Here is a 25542-nt window from a genome sequence, read left to right as displayed (position 1 = left end):
AAGATAAAAATATGAAAAGTAAAAGTCACATATATATGTTGCTGATGGGATTATTCTTCTCCGTCAGTTCATGTGATTATCTGGCTGTTTCGGACCAGATGTCAGGAGGCTTGCAAAATACAGATCAAATATTTGAAAACGTAGCCTATACCAAACGATGGTATGCCAATGTCTTTGCAGGAATCCCCGATTATTCGGGAATAAACAGCCTGAATGTAGGAGCCTTTAAAAATCCGTGGGCTGCAATCTGCGATGAACTAGTAGTAGGTTATGGAAATGCTGCCAAGGCCAACAACTCGGACAAGAATGCGGCGACTGCTGGTTTTCACCGCTATGGCGACTGCTATAAATACATCCGGCAGGCTAACATTTTCCTAGAGAAAGCTCATGTGATTACAACCAGCGGTACGCAAGGCGACAGACTGGAAGAAGACGAACTGAATGAGATGCGTGCCAACGTACGCTTCATGCGTGCATTTTACAATTATCTGCTATTGGAACAATACGGTCCTATTATCCTCGTAAAAGATAAGGTATACGAGGCGACAGAGACTCAGGATGTTCCCAGAAATACGGTAGATGAAGTTATCACGTATATTGATCAGGAACTACGTGAAGTAGCTAATGAACTGCCACAGGAACCGATGCACGAAAATGAATCTTACCGCGCATGGCCAACCAAAGGTGTCGCTTTGGCCGTACGTGCCAAATTGTGGCTATATGCAGCCAGCCCCCTTCTCAACGGGGGATACAGAGAAGCGCTGTCTCTGACCAACCCAGACGGTACAAGACTCTTCCCGGATCGTGATGACAACAAATGGAATACTGCATTAAACGCCTGCAAAGATTTCATCGATTACGCAGAAACCGGAAACCGCTACGAGTTATACAAAGAATATACAACAAGCAGCACCGGTGAACAGATTCTAGACGTAGATGCCTCCGTTTACAACCTCTTTCAGAAATACAATAAAGAAATCATCTGGGGCACCGCCAACAACGACTGGGGAGGACTTGACGGTGACGCATTCGACCGAAGAATCGTTCCTCGCTGCGAAAAGAACGGTTTGGGTTCGACCGGAGTAACGCAAGAACTCGTAGACGCCTTCTATATGAACGACGGACTTCCTATCAAGGAAACCGACTATCTGCCGAAATCAACACTTTATAAAGAAGATGGTTACGGAACTTACAAGGACAAGAATGACGGAAAATACTCTAAGAACTACACCAACGTAACAGTCAGTAACCGCTATCTGAATCGTGAAGCACGTTTCTACAACACTGTCTTCTTCAACGGACGCCAATGGCCTGTCACCTGCAAACAAGTCCAGTTCTACAATGGAGGTAATGCAGGCGTTCAGGAAGGACAAGCCACTACAACCGGATATATGCTTTTCAAGCGCTTCAACCGATCAATCAGCAAAACCAGTCCGGGTGTAGCTAGTCAGAACCGTCCTTCCATAATCTTCCGTCTGGCGGATTTCTATCTGATATATGCAGAAGTTGCCAACGAAGTAAATCCGAGCGACTCACGCGTACTGACTTATCTGAACCTCGTACGCGAACGGGCAGGCTTGCCGAAAGTAGAAATACTGAATCCCGGTATCGTAGGTAATAAAGAATTGCAAAGAGCAGCCATTCAGCGCGAACGTCAGATTGAACTGGCAACGGAAGGTCAACGTTATTTTGATGTACGCCGCTGGATGATTGCCGACAAAGACGGTGAAGGACGCCAGAACGGATATGCACACGGTATGAATGTTCGGGGAACTATCAATGATACCGAAGAGTTCAACCGCGTAGTGGAAACTGAAAAAATTGTATTCAACAGAAAGATGTACTTACAGCCAATACCGGATCACGAAATGAGAAAGACACAAAACCTCGTCCAGAATCCGGGCTGGTAATTGTATAAGCACAATAAATCAATGAGCATTATGAGAAAAATAAGTTATATACTAATATCAGGCTGCATCACTCTATCTATTATCGGTTGTGATGAAACCTTTGATACGAGCAATACATCCGAAGGGATTTTGTCATTGTCTGAAAACGGACTGACTATTCTGCAATCGTATAATGTAGGAGAAAAATACAATGCTGACTTATGGATACAACACGGAGGACTGGAACTGAATAACAGTACCGTCACCTTCACCGTAGACAAAAGCCTGCTCGACTCACTCAATACTGCCGACGGAACCAGTTACCAGATACTTCCGGAAGATTGTTATCAAATGACTAACACAACGGTTAACGTATCTGCCGGTGACAGACTGGCAAAAGGCACTATCGTATACGACCCGACAAAGATTCATGCGTTGTGCGGCTATGACAATGTTCAATACATTCTCCCACTCAAAGCAAGCACTACAGGAGAGAAGTTGAACCCCGGCCGTTCCACCCTCCTACTGGGATTTAAAGTTTCCGAACCCATTGTAACTATCATAAACGATGGTATACAGGAAATCAATGTCAACAATGTAAAAGAGTTGCCGATTACCATTGGAGTACCTTTTAGCAATAAATGGAACATCAACTGTACATTAGTCAACAACCAGTCGGTAGTAGATACGTACAACAGTGCCAATCAGACTTATTTCAGTCTTCTGCCGGCAGAGTGCTATACCAAACCCGAATCCCCGTCATTGTCTCAGGGAGTTGATCAGACCACAGTCAGTTACAAGCTGAAAGATAACATTCTTCCGGGAAATTATATGCTTCCTGTGCAAATAGGCGAAGTTACTTCCGATGCCACTATCCGTGCGGATAAAGACACCTACACAGGATTCTGCATCATAAAAGAAGGAACGAAAATATCAAAGAGCGGCTGGGAAGTTCTGTCCTTTACGACACAGGAAGCTTCGGGAGAAGGAGCCGGCAATGGATTAGCCAAATGTCTGATAGACGGAGACACTGAAACATTCTGGCATGCCAAATGGCAAGGTGGAAGCGACCCGCTACCGTATGATATTGTGATAGATATGAAGCAAAACATACAAATAGCACAGGTGGAATTGCTTCCGCGCGGCAGAGGTTCAAACAATCCTATCAAAGTGGTCGAGTTTGCAGCTAGTGAAGATAACGTGAACTGGACTCCTATCGGCAGATTCGGATTCACGAATCAGGATGCCGCCCTGGAATATTATGTAAAATCGATCAAAGCACGTTACATCAGACTCACGATTCCCGATGACGGAGGAAACAGTACTGTCGCTGCTATCAGAGAACTGGATGTCAAGGGCACTATTATTAACTGACACATGAGCATTCGATAGGTATTTTATAGCAAGTGCACTCTATAGTGTATCTTGAAGTCAAGCTACTCTCTTCCCCCAAAGAGAGTAGCTTTTATTTTGTCCGATGCCACCTTTCCTGTTTTTCCAACGGTTGATTAGCTTCAAAGTCAACGGCAAAAGAAGAACGTTTTATCTTCTTAGAAACTGGATACTGAAGAACTACATATTCATAGTGATCATTCCGTTTTAATAGTCTCAGCCGGATTACTTAATGCCGTATGATATCCGTTAAGGACAACTGTGACAAACGTTACAAGCATCAATAAGACGACAGGTACTATAAATACTTCTATTCCCCAATCCGTAGGATACACAAACTGTTCCCTCCACCGTTTCATCAAGACATATACGATAGGAATAGCGATCATGTCGGCTATCAGAATATAATAGAAGAACGGACGATTCAACAACAATAGAATTTGGCGGGAAGAGGCACCGTGTACTTTACGAATCGCAATTTCTCTTTTTCGTTGTTCTACCGCATACCATGTAATTCCAAAGATACCAAAAAGGGTCAGGAACAAACTGATTATAGCATAAGCCAGTAATAATCGGGAGAAATTCACCATATCTGTATTGTTGGATATATATTGCTGATAGGCGTCTATGTAAACAAAAGAATGTCCCGGCTCGTGTTTCTCCCACAGCAACCGGAGATTTTTTACTATCTCATTGCGTCTGCCCTCATCTATACGACAAGACAGGTAGGTTGCCTGATCGACCGGAATCTCTTGAAGAATAATCTGCATCGGAGTAATGGCAGAGTTGAAAGAAGTCAGTCTGAAATCTTTGCACACACCGATAATAGTTCCTTCACCGGCGTTGTCCTGCTCATATTTGCTTAAGGTCTGCCCCACCGGATCTTCTCCTCCCGGTACAAAGAACTGTACAAAGGCTTCATTAACAACTACCGGATGGGCTACCTTGGAAAATAAATCCTCCGTTCGTTCCGGTTCGAGAAGTTCTATGTTGAATAAGTCCAGCAGTCCATAGTTCTCGGTCAATAAAACTTTATTTACCATTACTTCCTGCCCATTCCTGTTTAGTGGAATGATGATATTAAAAGGACTCGTTATCCGCCCTTTGGATAACAGGGCAGTTTGGATACCGGGCAGGTTTTTAATGTCATTATACAAAGGGATAGTCAAGGCAGCCCCCTCATTACCTAAGATTATAACTCCTTTAAAGCGTTCACCCTGCCCTTCTATGGTTGAAAGTTGCGTACGTATCATCATAAAGGCAGTCATCAATCCGATGGAGATAACCATTTGCACGCCTACAAGGGTCGCTACCAGTCTTCTTCTTTTTCTCCCTTGAAAAAATTGCCGATATCCGCTGATAGAAATGCGGTTCAGTTTCTTCGTCATATAGGTGGCCGGTATAATGGCCAAAAGAGAAACAAACAGAAGAATAAATGGAAAGACTTTCCATGAAAGAATGAAACCGAAAGTCAGACGGGCATCAAAGAAATAATTGAAAAGAGAAAGTATGTCCCCCATTACAAGAATGGAAAGGATGAAAGCGATAAATACGGTAAGGAATGTATCAATAAAAAGTTGCCGGCAAATATATGAATGAGAAGCTCCCATCAATGTCTCTACATGAATCATGTTTACTTGTTTCAGCAGGCGCGAAAAGCTTAGGTTTACGTAATTGAAGCAAGCGATGAATAAGACAAGAAAAGCTGATAATAAACCGATACTCAACAAAGCGATCTGCCGATGACTGAATGTTTTCACGGAATCAGCCAGTTTTGTGTCAAAGTAGGATTCTTGTAATGTCTGGAGTTTATAATAACCGGGACCTGTCACTGTAGGCAGTTCTGTTGACTCAAAACGCTCGCGAAAGGCTGACACGTCAGTCTTTTCTTTGAGAAGAATCATACAGGAAGTTCCTTCTTCCTGCAGGTTCTGAGAATTACCAAGCAAATCAATACGGAGTGCTGACTGCGCATAAAACTTATATATGGCAGATACCTTTTTCATTTCAACTTTATCTCCATATACCACAGAAAGTTCTCGCCCGATACAATCGAACTTCCCGAAGTATTGCATGGCCTTTTCTTCACTCAAAGCAATACAGTCCGGCTTAGTCAAGGCTTCTTTCATATTGCCGGACAATATCTGGTACGGGAAAAAACGGCAGAAAGAACTGTCGGCCTCAACAATGACCTGTTGAGGAAAGCGCTGGTTCTCAATTTCAATATGAGTTGCCTCCTTCTCGGTCAGCCGGAGATAAGATTCAATCTCCGGAAACGGAGCTATCATTCCGGCAACCGATCCTCCGTAGACAAATGATACTTGTCCGGTGCTCTGCATGGATGGCAGTCGCTGAGTCAGGCGCAGGATACGGTCCTTCTTTGGATTTTCCCCTTCTATCGTATATTCATGGATGACAAACGAGATCAGAAGATTGGTACAGGAAATACCGACCACAAGACTGACCAAAGAGATGACCGCAAAAAGTTTATTGCGCCACCAGTTTCTGAATATAAGTTTTAATAGTACGAGGTTTTCCATAGCAGTTCGTTCCATTCGTTGTAATCTTAGTCGTTTTTAATCTTATTCGTTCTTCATGATCAATGCCGGATTGATGCGGACAGCTTTGCGTACCTGCCAGAGTAATGTACCCAGTGAGATAAGCAAGGTAAGGATGAAGCCTGTCACAAAAATCCCTGCTCCTATCGGAGCTTTCACCGCAAAGTCTTTGGTATAGTCATTAATAATATAATAGACCAAAGGAATAGCGACAGCAAAGGCGGCTCCCAAAATATAAAGATACTTCCTGACCAATAACAAAGCGATCTGTTTGCCGGTAGCTCCGTTCACTTTACGCAATGCAATCTCCCTGTAGCGCTGGCGAATGTCATACAATGACAGCCCGAACAATCCGAGGCAGGAAACGCAGATAGCCAGTCCGGCAAAGGTGACGTAGATGTGGGTTGTTCTCTTGTCATCATCGTACAGTTTTTCAACTTCATCTTCGACGAAGGAGTAATTGAACTCCCCCTCACCCATTACTTCGTTGTGTAGTTCCTTCAAGAATTGAATGGCTTCCTTGCGTTTACCTTCGGCTATTTTAGCCATTAAAGGTTCGGTAGGGTTTTCTCCTTCATCATACAGAATAGCCAGTGATGCATCCCCCATAGATAAGTGTCCGGTCCGGAAGTCTTCTATCACACCTACTACCTGATAAGCAGGATTTTTACTCTCATCTGTCCCCACACTCCACCATAGACGGGATTCGGTTTGCAGTGAAGCTTCATTAATATCTTTTATCCGGAAGAGCTTTCTGGCTGTTTCATTTATCATCATTTTATATTGGGCAAACTGGTCTTTATCATTCCACGTTCTTCCTTCTTTCAGCTTCAGGCCAAACATATTCATGTAATTATTATTAACATACATGATAGCCATTTTATGTTTCTCTCCGTTACTCTCCACATTGACGTATGGTTCCAGATTGATAGGTGCTTCCCCATATCCCCATGAAATGAATAAAGGGCATGCGTCCATCTTCTGTTTAATAACCTGTACCTTATGCCGCTCCAAGTCACGTTCTTTCTGCCATTCTTCATCATTTGCATATCTTCTGTTTTGTGTCTCGAATGACAGGAACTGGCATGAAATGATATTCTTTGCCTGATATCCTAAATCCGCATTCAGCATTGTGTACAACTGGCGAACAAAAAACAATGCGACTACTATCAGACTGAACGTAATGACATATTGAATAAATAAGAATACTGCACGGGAAACAATTGAATTTCCTCCGGCATTTACAGAACGCAAAGAAGTGATCGGAGAAGAATAGTTGTAACGTAAAAAAGGAAAGACAGACGTCACCAACGGCAATACGAATAATAAAATGAGAGACAGCGACAGATCAAAAACGATATCCGGTTTTACAGGAATTGCATATACCGAGGCGAATATCCCGGCTGAAGTTTCGATCAGCATCCAGATGATAAGCAAGGCGGCTGCCACCATATATATATTCTCTACATAAATCTGGATAAATATCTGAAAGCCGCTCGCACCATATACTTTTTTAACACCAAACTCACGTGCCCGCTTTAGAACGATAACCGTGTAGATATTGATAAAATTGAAGACTCCCACCAACAGCAGCATACAAGCCACTACAGTCAGAATCGTCACATGATTGATATTCCCCCGCAAAAAAGAAGCTGCCGAAGGTTCGACAATCTTATTGAAATACAATCCTTTCAAGGGAGTAAGCCCGTACTGTATGGGAGAATGACTGTAACATATTAATGACTGCGGCTTGGAAATCTTTTCATTATACTTTTTCAGGTCTGTTCCGTTTGTCAACCGGACCATGCAGAATCCCATCCGACTCCAGTCTGTATATTTCCCCTGATTCACCGGAGCTATCAGGTCGAATTGTAAAGAAGCCTTGGTACTCGGTTCATCCACAATGCCACGAATGGTAAGTACAGAACCTGACGATGAAGTTAATTGTTTCCCTATCGGGTCTTCGTCACCAAAAATATGCCAGGCATATTTCCGGGTAATAATTGCATCATCCGGTTTCTGAATAGTTTTAATTCCCGAAACTATCGGATAGTCCATCAACTGCAAAAGCAAGCTATCAGTTACCAAAACATTGGCCTGGTAACGGTGATTATCGACTACAATATAATCATCGTCAAAAGAAACACTATAAGAATATGCTTCTACTTCCGGATTCTTTAAAGGGTCTATAAAATTAGGATCATTATTCCTGTCTGTATTATCTGTGATTGAAATGCTGCCATTACTCCTTTGAATAGTCAGCAAGTACAATCGGTCCAGGTCCTTACAGAAATGGTCAACTGTTATCTCCTGATGGATATAGCGTACAATTATCAACGTTGCAGCCACACTGACTGCAAGCCCGATAATATTGATCATCGTGTATATTCTGAAACGGGATAAAGTCCTGATAGCAGATAATTGGTTCTTCATATTGCTTTTATTAAATAATAACGTTATTCACTTTTGATTACTTCTGCCGGGTTCTGTCGGGCAGCTTTCCATACTCTCCAGATGATGCTAAGGAATATTATAAGTAACATACCTGCAAATATGCCTCCATATATCCAAAAGTTTATCGGCGTCTGCTTTACATATCCTTCGAGCCAGTACTTCATGATGAGATAACTTAATGGAAAGGCCATGAATGACGCTATGACAAGTAAAATCAAGTACTCTTTAAAAAATAAGTTCAAAATGACCTTTACACTTGCACCGTTTACTTTCCGGATAGCAATCTCTTTCCGGCGCTGTTCACATGATAACGTCACTAAGGAGAATATGCCAAATACGGCAATCACGATACAGATAAGAGAAACAACACTCAGTAACTTGCTTAATGTGTTTTCTGACTTCATGTATTCATTATAGGTATCTTCCATATTTATCAAGTTCAATACCGCATCCATATTGTCCTTATGCGCCTCTTCCTGCAGTTTTTGGTATACTGTCTTCCATGTACCTTCTTTAAATTTAAAAAGAAAGGGCCCTCTGTTTCCGTTGCCCGGATTATCCTTCGGCAAAAAGAATACAGCCGGAATCACTGGATAAATCGGAGCATTATAATATATATCTCTGATAACACCTTTCACTGTGCAAACTTCATTCAGATATATCTTTTTACCTATCGGTTGAGACCATCCGAAAGCTTTTACGGCAGCTTCATTGATTACCACTACTCCTTGTCCGTCTTTTTCATCCAACATATCACCTTCTATAACGTCTATCTGAAAGAAATCAACATAATCCTGATTGATTGTTTCATTCTCTAATTTGATTCGTTGTTCTTTATCAGTCTGTCCTTCCCATTCCCTCAATTCATAAGAAGAAAATGACGATTTAGGAATAGGACTGGAAAAACCACATAAACATTCTGTTACATCAGGCATCTGCTTTAGTATCTCTTTGAAAGGAGTATTTTCAAATCCATAAATAGAAAGAATGGCTCCCACATTATGTTTCTCCAATCCCAATTCTTTGGAATTTTGCAGAAAATTGAGTTGCTTCATCATGACCAAAGTGCAGAACACAAAACCAATACTTATAAAAAGCTGGAATAAAATGCTACCTTTATAAAACCAGCCGGAAAGATGAAGATTTGATTTGTGATTGATACTATCGAGCAATGTCCGCTTGTTGACATAGCGCACAAGTATAGCTGCAAAACCCATTGTTATCAGTAACAATAATAATATATATACAAACACTTCACTATAAAAGTATGAAGTACTCTCATCGATTTGCGACAACTCCTTAAAAACAGGCAGAATTAACTCTATCATCATGATTCCCAAGCCTAATGACAGCACAAGCAACAAGATCAATTCTGAAAGGAGTAATGAAAGAAGATTGCCATTGGAGGCTCCATTCACTTTTCGTAGTGCCAATTCGCGCTTGCGCATTCGGATACGGGTTACAAGCATTGTTAAATAGTTACATAATCCGCAAATAATAACCAAAGCTCCAATGCAAGCAAAAAGACGAACATGATTCAATTTGACATTGATATCCTCCCTCGGATGAGTACTCCTCAATGTTGATAACGGAGCTATAGGAGTAGATATAACCGGGCTATATGAGTCCAGTTGTATTTTATATTTCGCCAGTCTCTTCTCTACAGCTTCTACATCACTATTCGGATAGATACGGAAAAGAGTATGGCATTGCTGTCTTCCCCAATCCGGATCTCGGTCTTTATATGGTAACAAAATATCAAAAGGATACATGGAATGTCCTTCCCATGATTTTACTACTGCGACAATCGTCATTTCAGCATTTCCTCTGTCAGGAAATAGCAATTGTTTGCCTATCGGGGATTCTTCTCCGAATATTTTTTTGGCGGTTTTATCCGTAATGGCAACTTGTTTATCCCCCAGTCTCAAACGATTATCGCCATCTATCGCAATGATATTAAACATTGAAATAAAGTTAGAATCAACTTCCAACTGGTATGTATGATATACATTCTTCTCATGTTCAATGGAAGTTATACCTCCATTATATATATGGCAAGCATTCTCCACCTCCGGACAGTTTTTCTTTATATAATCAGCCAACAAACTGGATGAATAATAAGAAAATCCGTCTCCCTGCAAATCAAATTTATTACCTGCCAAGTAGATGCGCTCCGCCCCTTCATGAAACGTATCGTATGTCATTTCATAACGTATCCATAGGGCAGACAATGCAAAACAGGTGAAACCAATTGCCAAGCCGACTATACTTACAATACTCTGCGTCTTGTACTTGATCAGATTGCGAAAAGCTATTTTTAAATAATGATATATCATGACATTGTGTTTATGTTATTCACTCTTGATAATTTCTGCCGGATTCTGCCGGGCAGCTTTCCATACTCTCCAAATGATGCTAAGCAAAAGAATAATAGCTATCACAACAAAGATACTTATATATACCCAGCCATCTATCGATGTTTGTCTCACGTAGCTGTCGATCCATCTCCTCATTACAACATATCCTGTGGGGAATGCAATAACGGCAGCTATGATCAATAACAATAAATATTCCTGGAAGAACATCTGCAGGATATGATGGATTTGCGCTCCGTTCACCTTACGTATAGCAATCTCTTTCTGACGCTGTTCACAAGACAGCGTTACCAATGAGAAAACTCCGAATACAGAAATAATGACGCAAACCAATGATACAAAACTCAATAATTTCATCAGTGCATCTTCGGAGCGGAGGTACTTGTTATATTCCTCTTCTTCATTAAACAATCGCATATACGCATTCGAAAATTCCTCTCTGTACAGTTTCTCTATGGTCGCACGGCATTCATTCCACGTGCCCTCTCTAAATTTAAACAGAATGCTGGCACGATTCAACAGATAATCTTGCGCTTTAGGATGCTGAAAAGCAATCAGTCCCGGTTCACTCGTAGGAGAACGATAGCTAAAGTTCCTGACTACTCCGACAACCTTATATAGGCTACGCTGACCATTATATTCATGATAGAAACTTTTGCCCAAAGCCCGTTTCCATCCAAATTTACGGCATGTATTTTCATCTATCACGACTTCATTTTCTTGATTCTTGTCCGATATAAACTCGCCTTCCAATAAATTCAATTTATAAAATTCAAAGAATTCTTCTTTAGCAGGCATCATACCAACAGTTAAAGGTTCTTCCACTGCTTTCGGCAAATCATCCCAGTTGTTTATTTCGACATACATCATCGGTCCTGTAGGAATAATCGGGAAATACGAAGGGGGCAAAGCCTCTGTCACCATGGGCAAAGCAGCTATCTTCGCCGACCATTGCTTAATATCACCATTCCATAAGGCTACATTACCGACATTATGGCGTTCCATTCCTAAGTCCGTATTTTTCAGAAAATAGAGTTGCTTCATCATAACAGCCGCACAGAAGATAAAAGCAAGACTGACAACTAACTGCATGATAATTCCTATCTTACGAAACAGATAAGGTCTGGTAGTTACCACATTCCCTTTTATCGCTTCCTGCAATGTCCGACGGCGAAAATAAGATAAAGGTATCTGTGCAAACAGGAAAGACAGAATGATTACAATCAAAAGATATGCAATGATCTCTCCATAATATACACTGGCCTCTATCTGTGTGAAGTTCAGGAAGCTGGACATACTCACCTCTATCATCAACAGTCCGCATAACAGGGCGATACATAGAATCAACAACAGTTCAATGGCAAACTGCACCGATAAAGATGTATTACTTGCACCATTTACTTTACGAAGCGCCATTTCACTACTACGCATGCAAAGCCGACTGATATAAAGCGTCAGGTAATTGAATAAGGAACAAATAATGACCAATCCGCCTGCTAAAGAGAAATAGAAAATATAACTGAAGGAGATAACTACCTCTACTTTAGAAACATAATCCGAATAACGCAAAGCCGAAATGGGCGTGATCAGAAGCTTCACAAGTTCGCTCTCTTTGGGAATATCCAAGATATCAATGTCTTCCATCTTCTTTTGAAAAGTATCCCTATCCACTCCTGCGCGAACACGGATAAACAGTTGTTCTCCCTTACTACTCCAGCGTGGATAGCGCCTTGCCGAACTCAATACACTATACGGTATATTGGAATGACGGGACCATCCGCTCACAATGGCGCCTATCTTACGGGGACGTCCGCTCAGTTCTACTTCTTTCCCCAAAGCATCCTCTTCACTGCCAAAAAGCTTTCGGGCAAACTCTTCCGTAATGGCGATTTCCGGATCATTTTCTTTCAGGAAGTTGACTGTTCCTTTCAGCAGCCGTATATTGAAAAAGTTCATGAAAACAGAATCTGCTGTAGCCATTACTACCTCCTGTTCATTATCTCCCATACGGAATTTCATATCCCGATATATGGAAGTGGAAGCAGTAGCTTCTATCTCCGGCATTTTCTCCTGTAAATAGTTTGCCAAAGGGTAAGGAGTAACATTGGATGTACTACCAGGGGAATCAGTATAATGCGCACGTACCATATAGATACGGTCGGCTCCGTTATGGAAAGTATCGTAAGTCATTTCATAACGAATCCATAAGACAGACAGCGCAAAACAAGTGAAACCAACAGCTAATCCAATGATACTGACAAGGCTCTGTGTCTTGTACTTTACCAAATTGCGAAAGGCTACTTTCAAATAGTGTTTAATCATGGTACTTTATGAATATATTACATACTGACTTCCGTTACTACCTGTCCGTCAAACAAATTAATGATACGGTCGGCATAACCGGCATCGTGCTGTGAATGTGTTACCATCACAATAGTGGTTCCTTCCTTATTTAGTTCACTCAATAGCCCCATCACTTCTTTACCGTTCTTTGAGTCCAGATTACCGGTAGGCTCATCGGCCAGGATCAACTTAGGATTGGCAACTACTGCACGGGCAATAGCAACACGCTGCTGCTGACCTCCGGAAAGTTGTTGCGGGAAGTGTTTGCTGCGATGTGTGATAGCCATTCGTTCCATAGCAGTCTCCACTCTCTTTTTACGTTCGGAAGCTGAGATACCCATGTAAAGCAAAGGCAATTCAATATTTTCATAAACATTCAATTCATCTATCAGATTGAAGCTTTGAAAGACAAAACCGATCACTCCTTTACGAAGGCTGGTACGCTGTGACTCTGTGTACTTGGAAACTTCTGTTCCATTGAGGTAATATTCCCCTCCTGTCGGATTGTCCAATAACCCAAGAATATTGAGCAATGTTGACTTTCCACAACCGGAAGGTCCCATAATGGCAACGAACTCTCCTTGTTTCACTTCGATACTTACGTTATTCAACGCCCAGGTTTCTACTTCTTCGGTCTTGAAAATCTTCTGTAAATTAATTGTCTTGATCATAATTGTATTATTTTTAAAATTATATAATAGTACTTGATGTTTTCATCTTTCATTGTCCTTTCAAAATAGTAGCCGGATTAATAGCAATAGCCTTTCTTACCTGATAAATCAAGGTTACTAATGAAATTAGTAAGACGATGATGGCTGCCAAAGCAAATAGCCACCAACTAATGTCGGTCCGGTAGGCATAGTTTTCCAGATAAACATTAATTCCCCAATAAGCTAAAGGGATAGCTATTACAAACGAAGCACCCAATATCAAAATGTACTGTCTTAAAAGTAAAGGCAGAATATCTTTCATCATAGCTCCATTCACTTTTCTAAGGGCAACTTCCCGATAACGTTGTTGGATATCGAACAATGAAAGTCCGAACAATCCCAATGAAGAAATCAAAATTCCCAGAAGTGCGAAAGAAGAATATATAATCGTAATTTGCCGGTCTTCCCGATACAAATTACTGATCTCATCTTGCACAAAAGCATACTCAAATGTTCCATCCATAGTTTCGTGATGAAGTTTATCCAAAAAGGCGATAGCTTCCTGTTGCTTGCCAGGAACGATGGCTGCCACGATAGGCACTTGATCGGAATAGGTTTTGCAATACATATACGCTATTGGTCCGATAGGTTTCGACAGGTGCCCGCAATAGAAATCTTCGATCACTCCAATGATTTGATAGGGCGAATTACTTTTCTGCGGCCATATCGGATTTTCTGTTTGAAGTTCAGCTTTGCTAAGAGTTTTAAATCCGAACAATGACATAGCTTTCCGGTTTAAAATCAATTTAGCATCTCCTTCCTGGTCTATACTATCATTCCATAAACGTCCTTCCAACAGTTTGAACCCGTAAAGTCTTGAAGTAGATTCTGTAGAAGGTATCAAAGCAACTGCTTTATAATCATTGTCCATTGGCTTTTTAAAATTAAAGCTGCTATTTTCAAGTTGGTATTCGTATGGAAGATAATTATATCCCCACGCAGTAAACAATGGAGAAGCATTCATTTGCTGATCTATCTGACTATAAGAAGTCTCTCTTCTACTCAAACTAGCTCTGAATTCCTCTTTAGTTGTAGGTGTTTTTCGATCGTAAATCTGGAACTCTGCTCTGATTATGTTATCCGTTGTATAGCCTGTCTCTGTATGCAACATTTCGTATAGCTGCCTGACAAAAAACAAAGACAAAACAATTAGTGTAAAGGTAATGACATACTGGACACTTAAATAGAGATATCGTACCACAGTGAGTTTATTTCCAATATATATACTTTGCAATGAACGGACGGGTGTAATATGTCGGTATCGTAAAAAAGGATAAATCACAGCAATCCCCGGTAACAAGAGAAGAAATAAGACAGATAACAGACCATCGAAGGCTATCTCTTTTTGTTGTGCCATTCCAAACTGTATTTCAATAAATCCTGTAGAGATTTCAATTAAAAACCAGGAAAGACATAATGCAATAGCTATGAGAAATAAATTCTCAATGTAGAGTTGTACGAACAAATGTATCGGAGTACTACCGAATATTTTCTTCAATCCGAACTCTTTTCCCCGCTTCAATAAAATCACAGTATAGAGGCTCATGAAGTTGAATATGCCGATTAACAACACAAGGATAGCAACTAAAGACAACCGCTGTAACTGTTTAGGACTTCCATGTAGTAACATATCATTGTATGAAACGACAGAAGAATCAAAATAGCTGTCATTTATAGATAGCAACTGATTTCGTATTTCTTTTTCAGTCCGGGGTTCTGTTTCGTATGCCGCATGACGTTGATTTATTGTGTTCAGATTTGCCCCCTGGCGGATAAGTACTACATTGACTGGAAAAGTAGCGACCCAGTCTTCTTGCAGTTTATCTGAAACCAAAAGATCAAAATGTATCGAACTTTTTCTATCTTGCATACTGATAACACCTGTCACAGTCAACGGATCACCTGTTGAATAAGTAATTTTCTCTCCGATAGGATTCCTGTCACCAAAAAGCTTATTGGCCAATATTTGCGTAATTATGACGTTTTGTGGATTATCATTTAAAGAAGCAATATTACCATAACGTACCGGAAATTTCATCACTTTCACAAAGTTGCTATCAGCAACAATGGTTTCTACATCGAAGCGTTCTTTGTCCAAGATAATCACATCCTTATTATACCATAAGACAGTAGAACTGCATTCTATATCCGGATCAGAGAAACCAGCTCCGGTAACAAAACGACTTCCGGGAGAACTTTTATCCTCCTGTATCTGAAAAGCTATTCTATCTCTATCCGGAATATAGCTGTCTACAGTAAGCTCCTGTTCCACATAACGGAATATAATAATGACACAAGCCATACTTAATGCCAATCCGATGATATTGATAATCGTATATATTTTAAACCTACATAAGGTCCGGATAGCTAACTGTATAATCTTCATAATATTGCGTGTTTTTATTTTAATATCAATTCCTCTGCATCGCCAAAGGTATCATATCCTGTCGTAATTACCCAATCTCCCGTCTGCAAACCTTCCGTAATTTCATACTGCTGCGGATTCTGCCGCCCAATACTTAATGGTACACGGATTGCTTTTGTCTTCGAAGCATTCACTTTGTAAATCCATTGTCCTCCTGTAGACTGATAGAAATTACCCCGTGGAATAATAAGCGCCCGTTCCGGCTGACCTAATTCAATCTGTACACGGAAGCTTTTGCCGACTCTGACATTATCGGGCATATCGCCGGTAAAGACAAGATCGACATCAAACATACGGTCTTTTACTTCAGGGACGACTTTCGTTATTTTCAGCGGATATTTCTTTCCCTGATAATTGACGGTAGCAGGCAGTCCGGTAGTGATCCTGTCAATGTAATATTCGCTTAGCGAAGTATGTATCTTATACTGATCGAGTACCTTTATTTCGGCAATGCTTTCGCCGGAAGAAACCTGCTGCCCCGGAGTAACCCTGACAAAGCTTAGTTGCCCTTTTATAGGAGCCGTCACCACCAGGTTATTCAATCGCTCATGAGTACGTTCATATTTCTTGCGCTCCCGTTCACGGTCATTGCGAATCAGTTCTTTACGAATCATCGTAACAGCCGAATCATGTCGCAGGCTTTCTTGTTGCAATGCCGCGTTTTTTAGTTTGTAGTTATATTCATCTTCGGCTACTTGTAGTTGAGCCTTACTCTTTACTCCCATCTGAAACTCTTCCCGATCAAGGGCAATGCTCTTTTTCAGTCGTTCCAGTTCATAATTATTCGTCAGAGCCTGCTGCTTCAGATTAAGACTTTTCTGTTCCATCTCAATCTCCTGTTCCTGATAGGTAATCATTTGCTTTTCCCATTCGTCACGCTGGTCTTCAATGCTGCGAAGCAGGTCTGGATTGGAAAGGACGATAATGGTATCCCCCTGATAGAGCAGACTCCCTTCCTCACCAACGATGCTTTCAACGCTTCCCGCTTCGCGGGTATTGATTTTGATAGTCAGTATAGGCTGAATCAGTCCCTCCACATCTACATATTCCATAAAATTATCCTCTTTCACTTCCGCTATCTGAATATTTTCGGCATCAATACGTAATTTTCGGGGGCCTAATGACAGAACAATTACATAAATCAGAAAGGCAGCAAACAAAAGTCCGCCTATCAGATAGTATCTGTATCGAATGTACCAAGGTTTCTTTTCTAATTTTATATCCATGACTTTATCAGGTATTTTATATTTTTATTTATTAAAGCTAAGTAAGTTGCTATTCTATAAGAAGATTGTAATCTTCTGTCAATAGCATATTCCGTTCAAAATCGTAAAGTGTCATACTTCGAAGTGTGTAATATAAGCTCCAATAATTGTACAAAGCCGATACGTAATTACGGCGGGCACTATCTTTCTCGGCAATGGAAGCATTCAGATCAAGGATAGTGGATTTTCCCAGTATATAAAGTTTGCGGGCAACTTCATTTCTTCGTTGAGCCGTTTCATCTGTACGGGCAGCGATATGTACCCGTTGTGTTTGCAGATTAAATTGTTTCACCAGTTTGCGGACATTCAATTCAAAATCCGTCCGATTTTGCTCCACTTGCGTATATACCAGATCACGATTGGAACGGGCTACCCGCACTTGTCCTTTCCCTCTTCCCCAATCTAAAATAGGAAGAGCGATACTCAGACTTACATATTGCTGGTCTAACAGATTTCGATAAGCATCCGGCAGCTTTTCGGCAGTCTGCGTCAGTCCGAAACGGAGATAAATATCCGCTTTCAGTCCCGCATTAGCACGGGCTCTTGCCACAGCACTCTCACTTTCCAGTTTTCTTCGTTTCATCGCCTGTATGTCCGGACTGTTTTCGTATGCCAATGCCAATGCTTCATCCAGATTGACACTGAAATCCGGTACTTGCGAGTTGATACGCACACGAAGTTCCCGATCTTCCTGAATGCCCAGATAAGAACGAAGTTCCTGCATGCAATTATCCATTTCTATACGGGCATTCATACGATTTGTTTCTTCGGTCAGACGATTCAATTCTAACTGCAGCATTTCATTCTCTGTGATCGTGCCTATATTGTAACGCCCCTGAGCGTAACGATAGAGCGTATCGGCATTTGCATAATTGAAAGAAGCAATATCGTAATTACTTTGAGCGGTGGCCAAAGCGAAGAATTTATTAATTGCATTGGCGGAAACAAGTTCCAGTGTTTCCACATAACTTTTCTTGGCTTCCTGATAGCGTACCGGTTCTATACGTTTATCCCACTTCAGACTATTATAACCAAAAAGCGACTGGCGATATCCTATCATGACAGGAGAAGTTTGCCATGAGTATTTATGTTCGCTGAACAAGTCCATGCGTTGCGCAGATGTTTCGAGAAAAAGAGAACCTCCGGTCCAGGGAATATTCTGCGACAGGTTCAAAGTCAGATCGGTATTCAACAGATTTTGCTCGACAAACTTAACGGAACCGTCCCCCATTGTAATCTTATTGATGGCACGATTCAGATTAGGATCGGATGACAAACTCAAAGATGGCAAATAGTTAGCCCGATAATATTTGTAGTTCCAGTAAGCGGAACGAAAGCTATGTCGTGCAGTTCGTGCATCGGGTGATTCCAGACGGGCTATTTTCACCACCTGCTCCAACGACATCTCCATTGTTTGATTTTGAGCAGCCAGCAGTTCAGTCGACAGGATTCCGAGTGTTATATAGAGTATTTTCAGATTCATTCTTAGGTTTATTTGTTATTTACTATTCAAAACCTGTGCCATTCTTATATTTCATTCTAATTCAGTTATTTACATTTACTACGCTGTTACAAGCAGCGTGCAAATACGCACAAATTTAGTGCGCAATCGCACATACAACACATGATTATTATCCATATCTTTGCCCTTGCATTAAAACTTTAGGATAAGTAACGAATCATATACCCCATACCCTATGGATGAAGTCAACAAACTAGGAAAGATACTCATTGTAGATGATAACGAAGATGTGCTCTTTGCCCTCAATCTACTACTCGAACCTTATACAGAAAAGATAAAGGTAGCTACCACTCCCGACCGGATTGAGCATTTTATGACTACCTTTCAGCCCGATCTTATCTTATTAGATATGAACTTCAGCCGTGATGCAATTAGCGGTCAGGAAGGTTTTGAAAGTCTGAAGCAGATTTTGCAGATTGATCCGCAAGCTATTGTCATCTTCATGACTGCATATGCGGATACAGATAAAGCTGTACGGGCCATTAAAGCCGGTGCAACAGATTTTATCCCCAAACCTTGGGAGAAGGAAAAATTGCTGGCTACTCTCACCTCCGGTATGCGTCTGCGCCAATCTCAACGGGAGGTAAACATCTTAAAAGAGCAAGTAGAAGCACTCAGCGGACAAAGTTCTCCAGAAGGGGATATTATCGGAGAATCTCCGATCATGCAGGAAGTATTTGCAACCATAAACAAACTTAGCAGTACAGATGCCAACATTCTGATTTTGGGAGAAAACGGAACGGGAAAAGACGTGATTGCCCGACTGCTATACCGCTACTCCCCCCGATACGGCAAACCTTTTGTTACCATCGACCTGGGAAGTATCCCCGAACAACTTTTCGAAAGTGAACTGTTCGGCTTTGAAAAGGGAGCATTCACCGATGCAAAAAAGTCAAAAGCCGGACGGATGGAAGTTGCCACCAATGGTACTTTGTTCCTTGATGAAATCGGTAATCTTTCGCTTCCCATGCAATCGAAGCTGCTCACTGCGATCGAAAAACGGCAGATCAGCCGTTTAGGAAGCACACAGACCATGCCTATTGATGTTCGTCTGATTTGCGCAACGAATGCGGATATCCGCCACATGGTGGATGAAGGAAGTTTCCGTCAGGACTTACTATATCGTATTAATACAATTGAAATACATATCCCCCCGCTCCGCGAACGTGGGAATGATATCATTCTGCTTGCTGAATATTTTCTGGACCGTTATGCACGCAAATATAAAAAAGAAATGCGTGGCTTGACACGGGAAGCCAAAAATAAGTTGCTGAAATATACGTGGCCAGGTAATGTACGGGAGTTGCAACATACAATGGAACGTGTCGTAATACTGGGAGACGGTTCTTTATTAAAACCCGAAAACTTCCAGTTCCACGTCACCCCCAAGCAAAAAAAGGAAGAAGAAATTGTTTTGAACCTTGAACAACTGGAACGGCAAACCATTGAAAAAGCAATGAAACTTAGTGAAGGGAATATCTCACGTGCTGCTGACTATTTAGGTATTACCCGCTTTGCCTTATATCGCAAACTTGAAAAACTAGGCTTATGAAACGATTTGCATTCAGAGTAATTTTACATATTTTACTGATAGTATTGTTTTCTATCGGCAGCTACCTGCTATTTCAAAAGCAGTTATGGTTCAGTACTACCATCTGCCTTATATTACTGATAACCATTGGAATACATCTTTACCGTATGCAGTTCAAACAAATTGCTCTGTTGCGACGATTGACAGACGGCCTCCGCTATAATGACATGATGCAAACTTTCCATCCACCTTTCAATAACAAAATAATGAATGAATGGGCGGAAGAACTTTCGGATACTTTAAAAGATTTTCGGGGAAGATTGCTGGCAGAAGAGATCAAGCACCAATACTACGAGAACTTATTGAACAAAGTTGATACGGCAGTGCTTGTTGCCGATAAAGCCGGACATATAGAATGGATGAATCAGGCGGCCGTTACCCACTTAGGACAAATATCACAATTGCCGGAAACATTGCTGAAAGCTTCTGTTGCCCATGACACCCCCGTCATCCGTATCGAACAAAATAGCACTGTGCTGGAAATGGCCATATCACGCACTACATTTGCCACTCAAGGTAGAGAACAGCAGTTAATCAGTTTAAAAAACATTCATTCTGTATTGGAACGCAATGAAATGGAAGCCTGGCAAAAGCTGATACGCGTGCTGACTCATGAAATCATGAACTCTATCACACCAATCATTTCTCTTTCGGAAACATTAAGCGAGAGAGGAATCCCCAGTCAACTGGGAGAAAAAGAATATTCTGTTATGCTGCAAGCCATGCAGACCATTCACAGAAGAAGCAAAGGATTACTGGAATTTGTAGAGAACTATCGTCGGCTCACACGAATCCCTGCTCCTATTCGTACACAAATTTCTATTGCGGAATTATTCACGGATTTAAAGAAATTATTTCCGGAAGAAGAGTTTCAGTTTGAGGTTCCCTCACCCGAACTGAAATTAAATGTGGACCGAACACAAATAGAACAGATTCTTATTAATCTGCTGAAAAATGCCCGTGAAGCATGCAGTCGAAAATCAGATAAGAAGATTCAGGTAAAAGCAAGAAAACTTTCTGCCGGAAATACGACATTAACGATATCTGATAATGGAGAAGGTATTCTGCCCGATGTGCTGGATAAAATATTTGTTCCTTTCTTTACCACCAAAACATCCGGTTCGGGTATCGGATTAAGTTTATGCAAGCAAATCATGACTTTGCATGAAGGAAGTATTAATGTTAAGTCGGAAGTGGGTAAAGGAAGCAGTTTTATCCTTACTTTTCCTAAATAAGAGCCTTTGATATTTGCATCTTGATGTGCTATTCTTAAGATTACGTCGAAAAATTATTGTACCAAAAGCAACAAACCAGAAAATAAACTGCATAAATAAATGCAATAATATACGAAAACGCAGCCTAATATTGCATAAAACGGCATAATATATACATCTTTTCGTATGTACAAAACACTTATTGGCTTAAAAGGAACACCTCGTTGGTTTTAAACCAACGCTACCTTGCTCACCGAGGAACCTATTTTTCATTAATGGGAAAGAGATAAAAAGGCGATTCGGTGCTTATTTTCATCTGATTTATTAGAATTATAAGCAAGGTAAGAAGTAGCATAATGATTATCCTTAAGCCATTCATCCAGCTTAATGATCAACAACAAGGGAAAGAGCAGTTCAAGTCGATCAGTATATCAGACAATTAATGAAATTATGTACTTCCCTATTTAAAAATGCAGGCGTTTATTGATTCTTAGCTTATGACAGATGTAATTATAGCCCTTCCTGCCTGTTTAAATATTCTTTTTTTCAGAATGATCGTTTTTTCACTAAACGAATAGACTAATCTGAGTCCGGTATAGCCCGAATATTCATTAAGCCTGCTGATCGTCTACTTAAAATAGCAGAGGACTCAATCATCCTCTGCTACCCAAACTATTTGTATCAGGATTCAACTCCTTTACAGCATCTTTTACCGCTTTCTGGGTCGGTTTACGGTAAGTTTCCGCTTGTTGTACCGGAACAATCTCATTGACCATTCTTTCATATCCTTTTTGTTCTAACAAATGAACTTCCTTTTCATTCGTTTCTTTTTGTTTTTCCGTTTTCATATGGCTTTTTTATTTTTAGTTTTCTACTTTGAAAACAGAAAACAGCAAAAGATGGTTCATCCTATCTGATTTTATTTTCAGTTAATTCGTCCCAATAATCGCATAAATGCATATATTTGCCCATCTAATATGAACCTCATTGAAGTTATGAAAGAAAATAAATATGACGACGACCGCTTCTTCAGCCAATATGCTCAAATGTCACGCTCTGTAGAGGGATTACAAGGTGCCGGAGAATGGCATATATTACAGAAAATGCTACCGGACTTTACAGACAAGAGAGTACTGGACTTAGGCTGCGGATTTGGCTGGCACTGTATCTATGCCATCGAACATGGAGCAAAGTGTGTTACAGGAATTGATATTTCCGGGAAGATGCTGGAAGAAGCTCAAAAAAGAAATTCTTCACCACTCATCGAATATAAATGTATGGCAATCGAGGATTTCGACTTTCAACCGGATACTTATGATATCGTAATCAGTTCCTTGACCTTTCATTATCTGGAATCTTTTATTAATATATGCCGTAAAGTCAACAGCTGCCTCACAGCAGGAGGTTCTTTTGTTTTTTCAGTAGAGCATCCGATATTCACAGCCTATGGTAATCAGGATTGGTATTACGACCAAGATGGAAAACGTGCTCACTGGCCTGTAGACCGCTACTTCAGTGAAGGCAAACGTACTGCTATTTTTTTAGGAGAAGAAGTCGTGAAGTATCATAAGACTTTAACTACATATATTAATAGTCTTCTTCAGACCGGATTTGAAATTTGTGAATTGATAGAGCCCCAACCGAGTGAAATGATGCTGGATACTATTCCGGAAATGCAAGACGAACTTCGGCGTCCAATGATGCTTCTTATTTCTGCCAAGAAAAAAAGTTGACTTGCAAACAGATGAATTTCAGTCGATTGTAATTTAATCAATAAAAAACATTCATTTAGTTATTGATAATTAAAAAATACTCCCTATCTTTGCACCGCTTTTGAAAAGAACAACCCTTTAAAAGTAGCGGGGTGTAGCGCAGTCCGGTTAGCGCACCTGCTTTGGGAGCAGGGGGTCGTGGGTTCGAATCCCGCTACCCCGACTACAAAGGAAAAGGGAGTTCGGTTAAAAGTTTTCGGGGTGTAGCGCAGTCCGGTTAGCGCACCTGCTTTGGGAGCAGGGGGTCGTGGGTTCGAATCCCGCTACCCCGACGAAAATTTCAAGTTAAGAAAAATTAAATGGTGTTGAGCTGATACAGTTTGTATCAGCTTTTTTCGTTTATGTAAATTAGACACAATTATACCCCGTTTTGGGGTAAATAAAGAGGGTATTTCTTTGAACTATCTTTGAACATGTTTCTCTATTTGCATCCGTTTAGGGGAAATTAAAGCAATCTCCTATCAAATTACCCCGATCCAAGCTGTTTAATGCAATTTTAAACATTTAAAAAACATTAAAACAGTATGGCAACATTTAAAGCGATCGTTTTCCAAACAGGAAGACATATAAAACAAGATGGAACATCCAATATAAAAATTAGAATCTATCATAATAGAGAATCTCAGTATATAGCCACCAGCTACTATATCCAACCCGGAAACATGGATGACTCCGGACGAATCCTGCCAAACGTAACAAACGGCGAAATGATAGAGTATGTGGGTCATACGGTTAGTTGCATTAGTTGTTTGATAATGTTGTCCGGTACTTTATTATGCAGGTCCATCATTGCGCTGGCTGTTTCCAGTTCTGAACGCTTCACATAATATTTCCCTCGTTCCTTATTATTTGCCGGATAAAATTTGATCCAGGCTTTTTCGCGCCATTCTGTAATCAGGCGTTTTCCGTATATATCTTCCGCTTGTGATATTGTTACTACTTCGGGGAGTAGTCCTAACATCGTCAACGTTTGAACTGTTCCGATCTTAATACATCGTGCTACCATCATTTCGAAGCAATTTTCCATAATCTCTAATAGGCTGTTTCTTTGTTTAACTTTTGAATGGTGTTGAGCTGATTTACTGAAACACATCTGCATCTCTATGCTATGCTGCCTGATTAATATTGATTTTAGAGTTTACTTGTTATTGAAATAGATTGTTTTTCCTAGCATACTAAAAGAACTCTGCCAAGGAATGGACATTTATACGCCTAAAGGCATTCCGTTTATGTGTACGTACAGTTTCCAATGAAATGCAATACTTATCTGCTATTGCATTTTCTTCCATCCCTTCATAAAATGATCGCATAACGCTTAACTCACGTTCCGAGAGTGTACTATTAAATTTTGGTTTACAGATTATTCCTTCATATTTGCATTCACCCTTTAACGGACATTTGACCTCCTCAAAGTGAAAGTTTCCCATCTGATCAATATCCATTGTTGAATCGAACTCACCAAAATTACATTTAAGAAAACGACGTACTATTGAAAATTCAAACCAAGGAATATTATACCGTCGGTCTGTATATTCCAATGATGCTTTCTCCAGTGCTTCTGGCCAAAATATTCCCATTCGAGTTATGATTTCGGAAATAAACTCCCGATTTGACTGTTCCAATTGACGCGTACCACATTCATCGATAATCATAACTTCACCTTTAGGAGTGAAATAAAATTCCATTCCAGTCATAATCATTCCTCCTTTCTTTCAGGAAATAAGGTTGCGACATCTGATTGTAAGATCTCAGCCACAATCTTTTTTTCAACCATACTGTTAGGTTGGGTATATCCATACATCCAGCAACGAACTGTATGACGATTACGTTGTGTCGCTTCTACAATAGCTGTAATAACATCTTCTTTAGGAGCTGATATGATAACTGGACGACGTTCTGCCTTTGGTAAGGCTGCAAAATACTCTGCGAGGGGTAATTTTTTGAGATTTGGGACAATATTATTGTCCGAACCATTTTTTTTGCTCATATTTGTAATGTTTTAAAGATTACGTTTTAAAATGTTTAATCGAAA

The 25542-nt window shown here is 40.5% G+C and carries 18 protein-coding genes and 2 tRNA genes; 8 read left to right on the top strand and 12 right to left on the bottom strand.

Translation table 11 applies throughout. The features are described from left to right. Positions 1-11: 11 nt before the first annotated feature. Positions 12-1910 carry a RagB/SusD family nutrient uptake outer membrane protein gene (locus BT_RS04340; RefSeq protein WP_011107502.1) on the top strand — a complete coding sequence of 633 codons (1899 nt, stop codon included), beginning with the start codon at positions 12-14 and terminating at the stop codon, positions 1908-1910. Between the two features lie 30 nt (positions 1911-1940). Continuing rightward, complete coding sequence (locus BT_RS04335; protein WP_011107501.1) at positions 1941-3263, top strand: BT_3987 domain-containing protein; 1323 nt, start codon at positions 1941-1943, stop codon at positions 3261-3263. Positions 3264-3478: 215 nt separating this feature from the next. Here BT_RS04335 and BT_RS04330 read toward each other — a convergent pair whose 3' ends face one another. From BT_RS04330 to BT_RS04295, 8 genes are read right to left on the bottom strand one after another with little or no spacing between them, the layout of a single operon-like run. Next, positions 3479-5836 (bottom strand): ABC transporter permease, encoded by a 2358-nt coding sequence (locus BT_RS04330; protein ID WP_011107500.1) that lies wholly within the window; start codon positions 5834-5836, stop codon positions 3479-3481. Between the two features lie 27 nt (positions 5837-5863). Then, positions 5864-8272 carry an ABC transporter permease gene (locus tag BT_RS04325; RefSeq protein ID WP_011107499.1) on the bottom strand — a complete coding sequence of 803 codons (2409 nt, stop codon included), beginning with the start codon at positions 8270-8272 and terminating at the stop codon, positions 5864-5866. A gap of 23 nt (positions 8273-8295) precedes the next feature. Next, a complete protein-coding gene (locus tag BT_RS04320) occupies positions 8296-10629 on the bottom strand; it encodes an ABC transporter permease (RefSeq protein ID WP_011107498.1) in 2334 nt (777 codons plus the stop codon). A 15-nt stretch (positions 10630-10644) separates the two neighbouring features. Then, on the bottom strand, positions 10645-12990 hold the full coding sequence (locus BT_RS04315; protein ID WP_011107497.1) for an ABC transporter permease: 2346 nt from the start codon (positions 12988-12990) through the stop codon (positions 10645-10647). A 17-nt stretch (positions 12991-13007) separates the two neighbouring features. Further along, positions 13008-13682, bottom strand: a complete 675-nt coding sequence (locus BT_RS04310) for an ABC transporter ATP-binding protein (RefSeq protein WP_008761529.1) — start codon at positions 13680-13682, stop codon at positions 13008-13010. Between the two features lie 49 nt (positions 13683-13731). Then, the gene (locus tag BT_RS04305) at positions 13732-16107 is read right to left on the bottom strand and encodes an ABC transporter permease (protein ID WP_011107496.1); all 2376 of its coding nucleotides are present in this window, start codon (positions 16105-16107) and stop codon (positions 13732-13734) included. A 14-nt stretch (positions 16108-16121) separates the two neighbouring features. Further along, positions 16122-17372: an efflux RND transporter periplasmic adaptor subunit gene (locus tag BT_RS04300; protein ID WP_008761527.1), complete on the bottom strand. Its 1251-nt coding sequence runs from the start codon at positions 17370-17372 to the stop codon at positions 16122-16124. A gap of 49 nt (positions 17373-17421) precedes the next feature. Further along, positions 17422-18894, bottom strand: coding sequence for a TolC family protein (locus BT_RS04295; protein WP_011107495.1), 1473 nt, complete (start codon positions 18892-18894; stop codon positions 17422-17424). Between the two features lie 214 nt (positions 18895-19108). Here BT_RS04295 and BT_RS04290 point away from each other — a divergent pair, with 214 nt between their 5' ends. Together BT_RS04290 and BT_RS04285 are read left to right on the top strand one after the other, a co-directional pair. Further along, positions 19109-20485: a sigma-54-dependent transcriptional regulator gene (locus tag BT_RS04290; protein WP_011107494.1), complete on the top strand. Its 1377-nt coding sequence runs from the start codon at positions 19109-19111 to the stop codon at positions 20483-20485. After that, positions 20482-21759: a sensor histidine kinase gene (locus BT_RS04285; RefSeq protein WP_011107493.1), complete on the top strand. Its 1278-nt coding sequence runs from the start codon at positions 20482-20484 to the stop codon at positions 21757-21759. Before BT_RS04290 ends, BT_RS04285 begins: the two co-directional genes overlap by 4 nt. Before the next feature lie 632 nt (positions 21760-22391). On the opposite strand, the gene BT_RS04280 is transcribed toward BT_RS04285, so the two are convergent. Next, on the bottom strand, positions 22392-22586 hold the full coding sequence (locus tag BT_RS04280) for a hypothetical protein (protein ID WP_008761523.1): 195 nt from the start codon (positions 22584-22586) through the stop codon (positions 22392-22394). A 147-nt stretch (positions 22587-22733) separates the two neighbouring features. Here BT_RS04280 and BT_RS04275 point away from each other — a divergent pair, with 147 nt between their 5' ends. From BT_RS04275 to BT_RS24970, 4 genes are all read left to right on the top strand, one after another. Beyond that, positions 22734-23471, top strand: coding sequence for a class I SAM-dependent methyltransferase (locus tag BT_RS04275; RefSeq protein ID WP_048692954.1), 738 nt, complete (start codon positions 22734-22736; stop codon positions 23469-23471). 127 nt (positions 23472-23598) lie between these two features. Then, positions 23599-23673, top strand: a tRNA-Pro gene (locus tag BT_RS04270). Between the two features lie 34 nt (positions 23674-23707). Further along, positions 23708-23782: transfer RNA gene (locus BT_RS04265), tRNA-Pro, on the top strand. Positions 23783-24034: 252 nt separating this feature from the next. After that, positions 24035-24337, top strand: coding sequence for an Arm DNA-binding domain-containing protein (locus BT_RS24970; RefSeq protein ID WP_225011949.1), 303 nt, complete (start codon positions 24035-24037; stop codon positions 24335-24337). Here the strand turns inward: BT_RS24970 and BT_RS04255 are convergent. The 3 genes from BT_RS04255 to BT_RS04245 form a co-directional block, all read right to left on the bottom strand. Next, on the bottom strand, positions 24235-24537 hold the full coding sequence (locus BT_RS04255) for a hypothetical protein (RefSeq protein ID WP_048696748.1): 303 nt from the start codon (positions 24535-24537) through the stop codon (positions 24235-24237). The two genes, BT_RS24970 and BT_RS04255, sit on opposite strands and share 103 nt — an antisense overlap. A gap of 148 nt (positions 24538-24685) precedes the next feature. Further along, positions 24686-25204 carry a LuxR C-terminal-related transcriptional regulator gene (locus BT_RS04250; protein WP_048696749.1) on the bottom strand — a complete coding sequence of 173 codons (519 nt, stop codon included), beginning with the start codon at positions 25202-25204 and terminating at the stop codon, positions 24686-24688. 2 nt (positions 25205-25206) lie between these two features. Continuing rightward, positions 25207-25497, bottom strand: a complete 291-nt coding sequence (locus tag BT_RS04245) for a hypothetical protein (RefSeq protein ID WP_011107488.1) — start codon at positions 25495-25497, stop codon at positions 25207-25209. Positions 25498-25542: the final 45 nt, after the last annotated feature.

The organism is Bacteroides thetaiotaomicron VPI-5482 (assembly GCF_000011065.1).
Classification (GTDB): domain Bacteria; phylum Bacteroidota; class Bacteroidia; order Bacteroidales; family Bacteroidaceae; genus Bacteroides; species Bacteroides thetaiotaomicron.
The sequence above is the reverse complement of the archived record's forward strand: the minus strand, read 5'-3'. Positions and strand labels throughout refer to the sequence as shown.

Excerpts from the sequence above, each read along its gene's own strand:
- BT_RS04340 (WP_011107502.1), top strand. The coding sequence starts at position 12 with ATGAAAAGTAAAAGTCACATATATATGTTGCTGATGGGATTATTCTTC.
- BT_RS04335 (WP_011107501.1), top strand. The coding sequence starts at position 1,941 with ATGAGAAAAATAAGTTATATACTAATATCAGGCTGCATCACTCTATCT.
- BT_RS04330 (WP_011107500.1), bottom strand. The coding sequence starts at position 5,836 with ATGGAACGAACTGCTATGGAAAACCTCGTACTATTAAAACTTATATTC.
- BT_RS04325 (WP_011107499.1), bottom strand. The coding sequence starts at position 8,272 with ATGAAGAACCAATTATCTGCTATCAGGACTTTATCCCGTTTCAGAATA.
- BT_RS04320 (WP_011107498.1), bottom strand. The coding sequence starts at position 10,629 with ATGATATATCATTATTTAAAAATAGCTTTTCGCAATCTGATCAAGTAC.
- BT_RS04315 (WP_011107497.1), bottom strand. The coding sequence starts at position 12,990 with ATGATTAAACACTATTTGAAAGTAGCCTTTCGCAATTTGGTAAAGTAC.
- BT_RS04310 (WP_008761529.1), bottom strand. The coding sequence starts at position 13,682 with ATGATCAAGACAATTAATTTACAGAAGATTTTCAAGACCGAAGAAGTA.
- BT_RS04305 (WP_011107496.1), bottom strand. The coding sequence starts at position 16,107 with ATGAAGATTATACAGTTAGCTATCCGGACCTTATGTAGGTTTAAAATA.
- BT_RS04300 (WP_008761527.1), bottom strand. The coding sequence starts at position 17,372 with ATGGATATAAAATTAGAAAAGAAACCTTGGTACATTCGATACAGATAC.
- BT_RS04295 (WP_011107495.1), bottom strand. The coding sequence starts at position 18,894 with ATGAATCTGAAAATACTCTATATAACACTCGGAATCCTGTCGACTGAA.
- BT_RS04290 (WP_011107494.1), top strand. The coding sequence starts at position 19,109 with ATGGATGAAGTCAACAAACTAGGAAAGATACTCATTGTAGATGATAAC.
- BT_RS04285 (WP_011107493.1), top strand. The coding sequence starts at position 20,482 with ATGAAACGATTTGCATTCAGAGTAATTTTACATATTTTACTGATAGTA.
- BT_RS04280 (WP_008761523.1), bottom strand. The coding sequence starts at position 22,586 with ATGAAAACGGAAAAACAAAAAGAAACGAATGAAAAGGAAGTTCATTTG.
- BT_RS04275 (WP_048692954.1), top strand. The coding sequence starts at position 22,734 with ATGAAAGAAAATAAATATGACGACGACCGCTTCTTCAGCCAATATGCT.
- BT_RS24970 (WP_225011949.1), top strand. The coding sequence starts at position 24,035 with ATGGCAACATTTAAAGCGATCGTTTTCCAAACAGGAAGACATATAAAA.
- BT_RS04255 (WP_048696748.1), bottom strand. The coding sequence starts at position 24,537 with ATGGAAAATTGCTTCGAAATGATGGTAGCACGATGTATTAAGATCGGA.
- BT_RS04250 (WP_048696749.1), bottom strand. The coding sequence starts at position 25,204 with ATGACTGGAATGGAATTTTATTTCACTCCTAAAGGTGAAGTTATGATT.
- BT_RS04245 (WP_011107488.1), bottom strand. The coding sequence starts at position 25,497 with ATGAGCAAAAAAAATGGTTCGGACAATAATATTGTCCCAAATCTCAAA.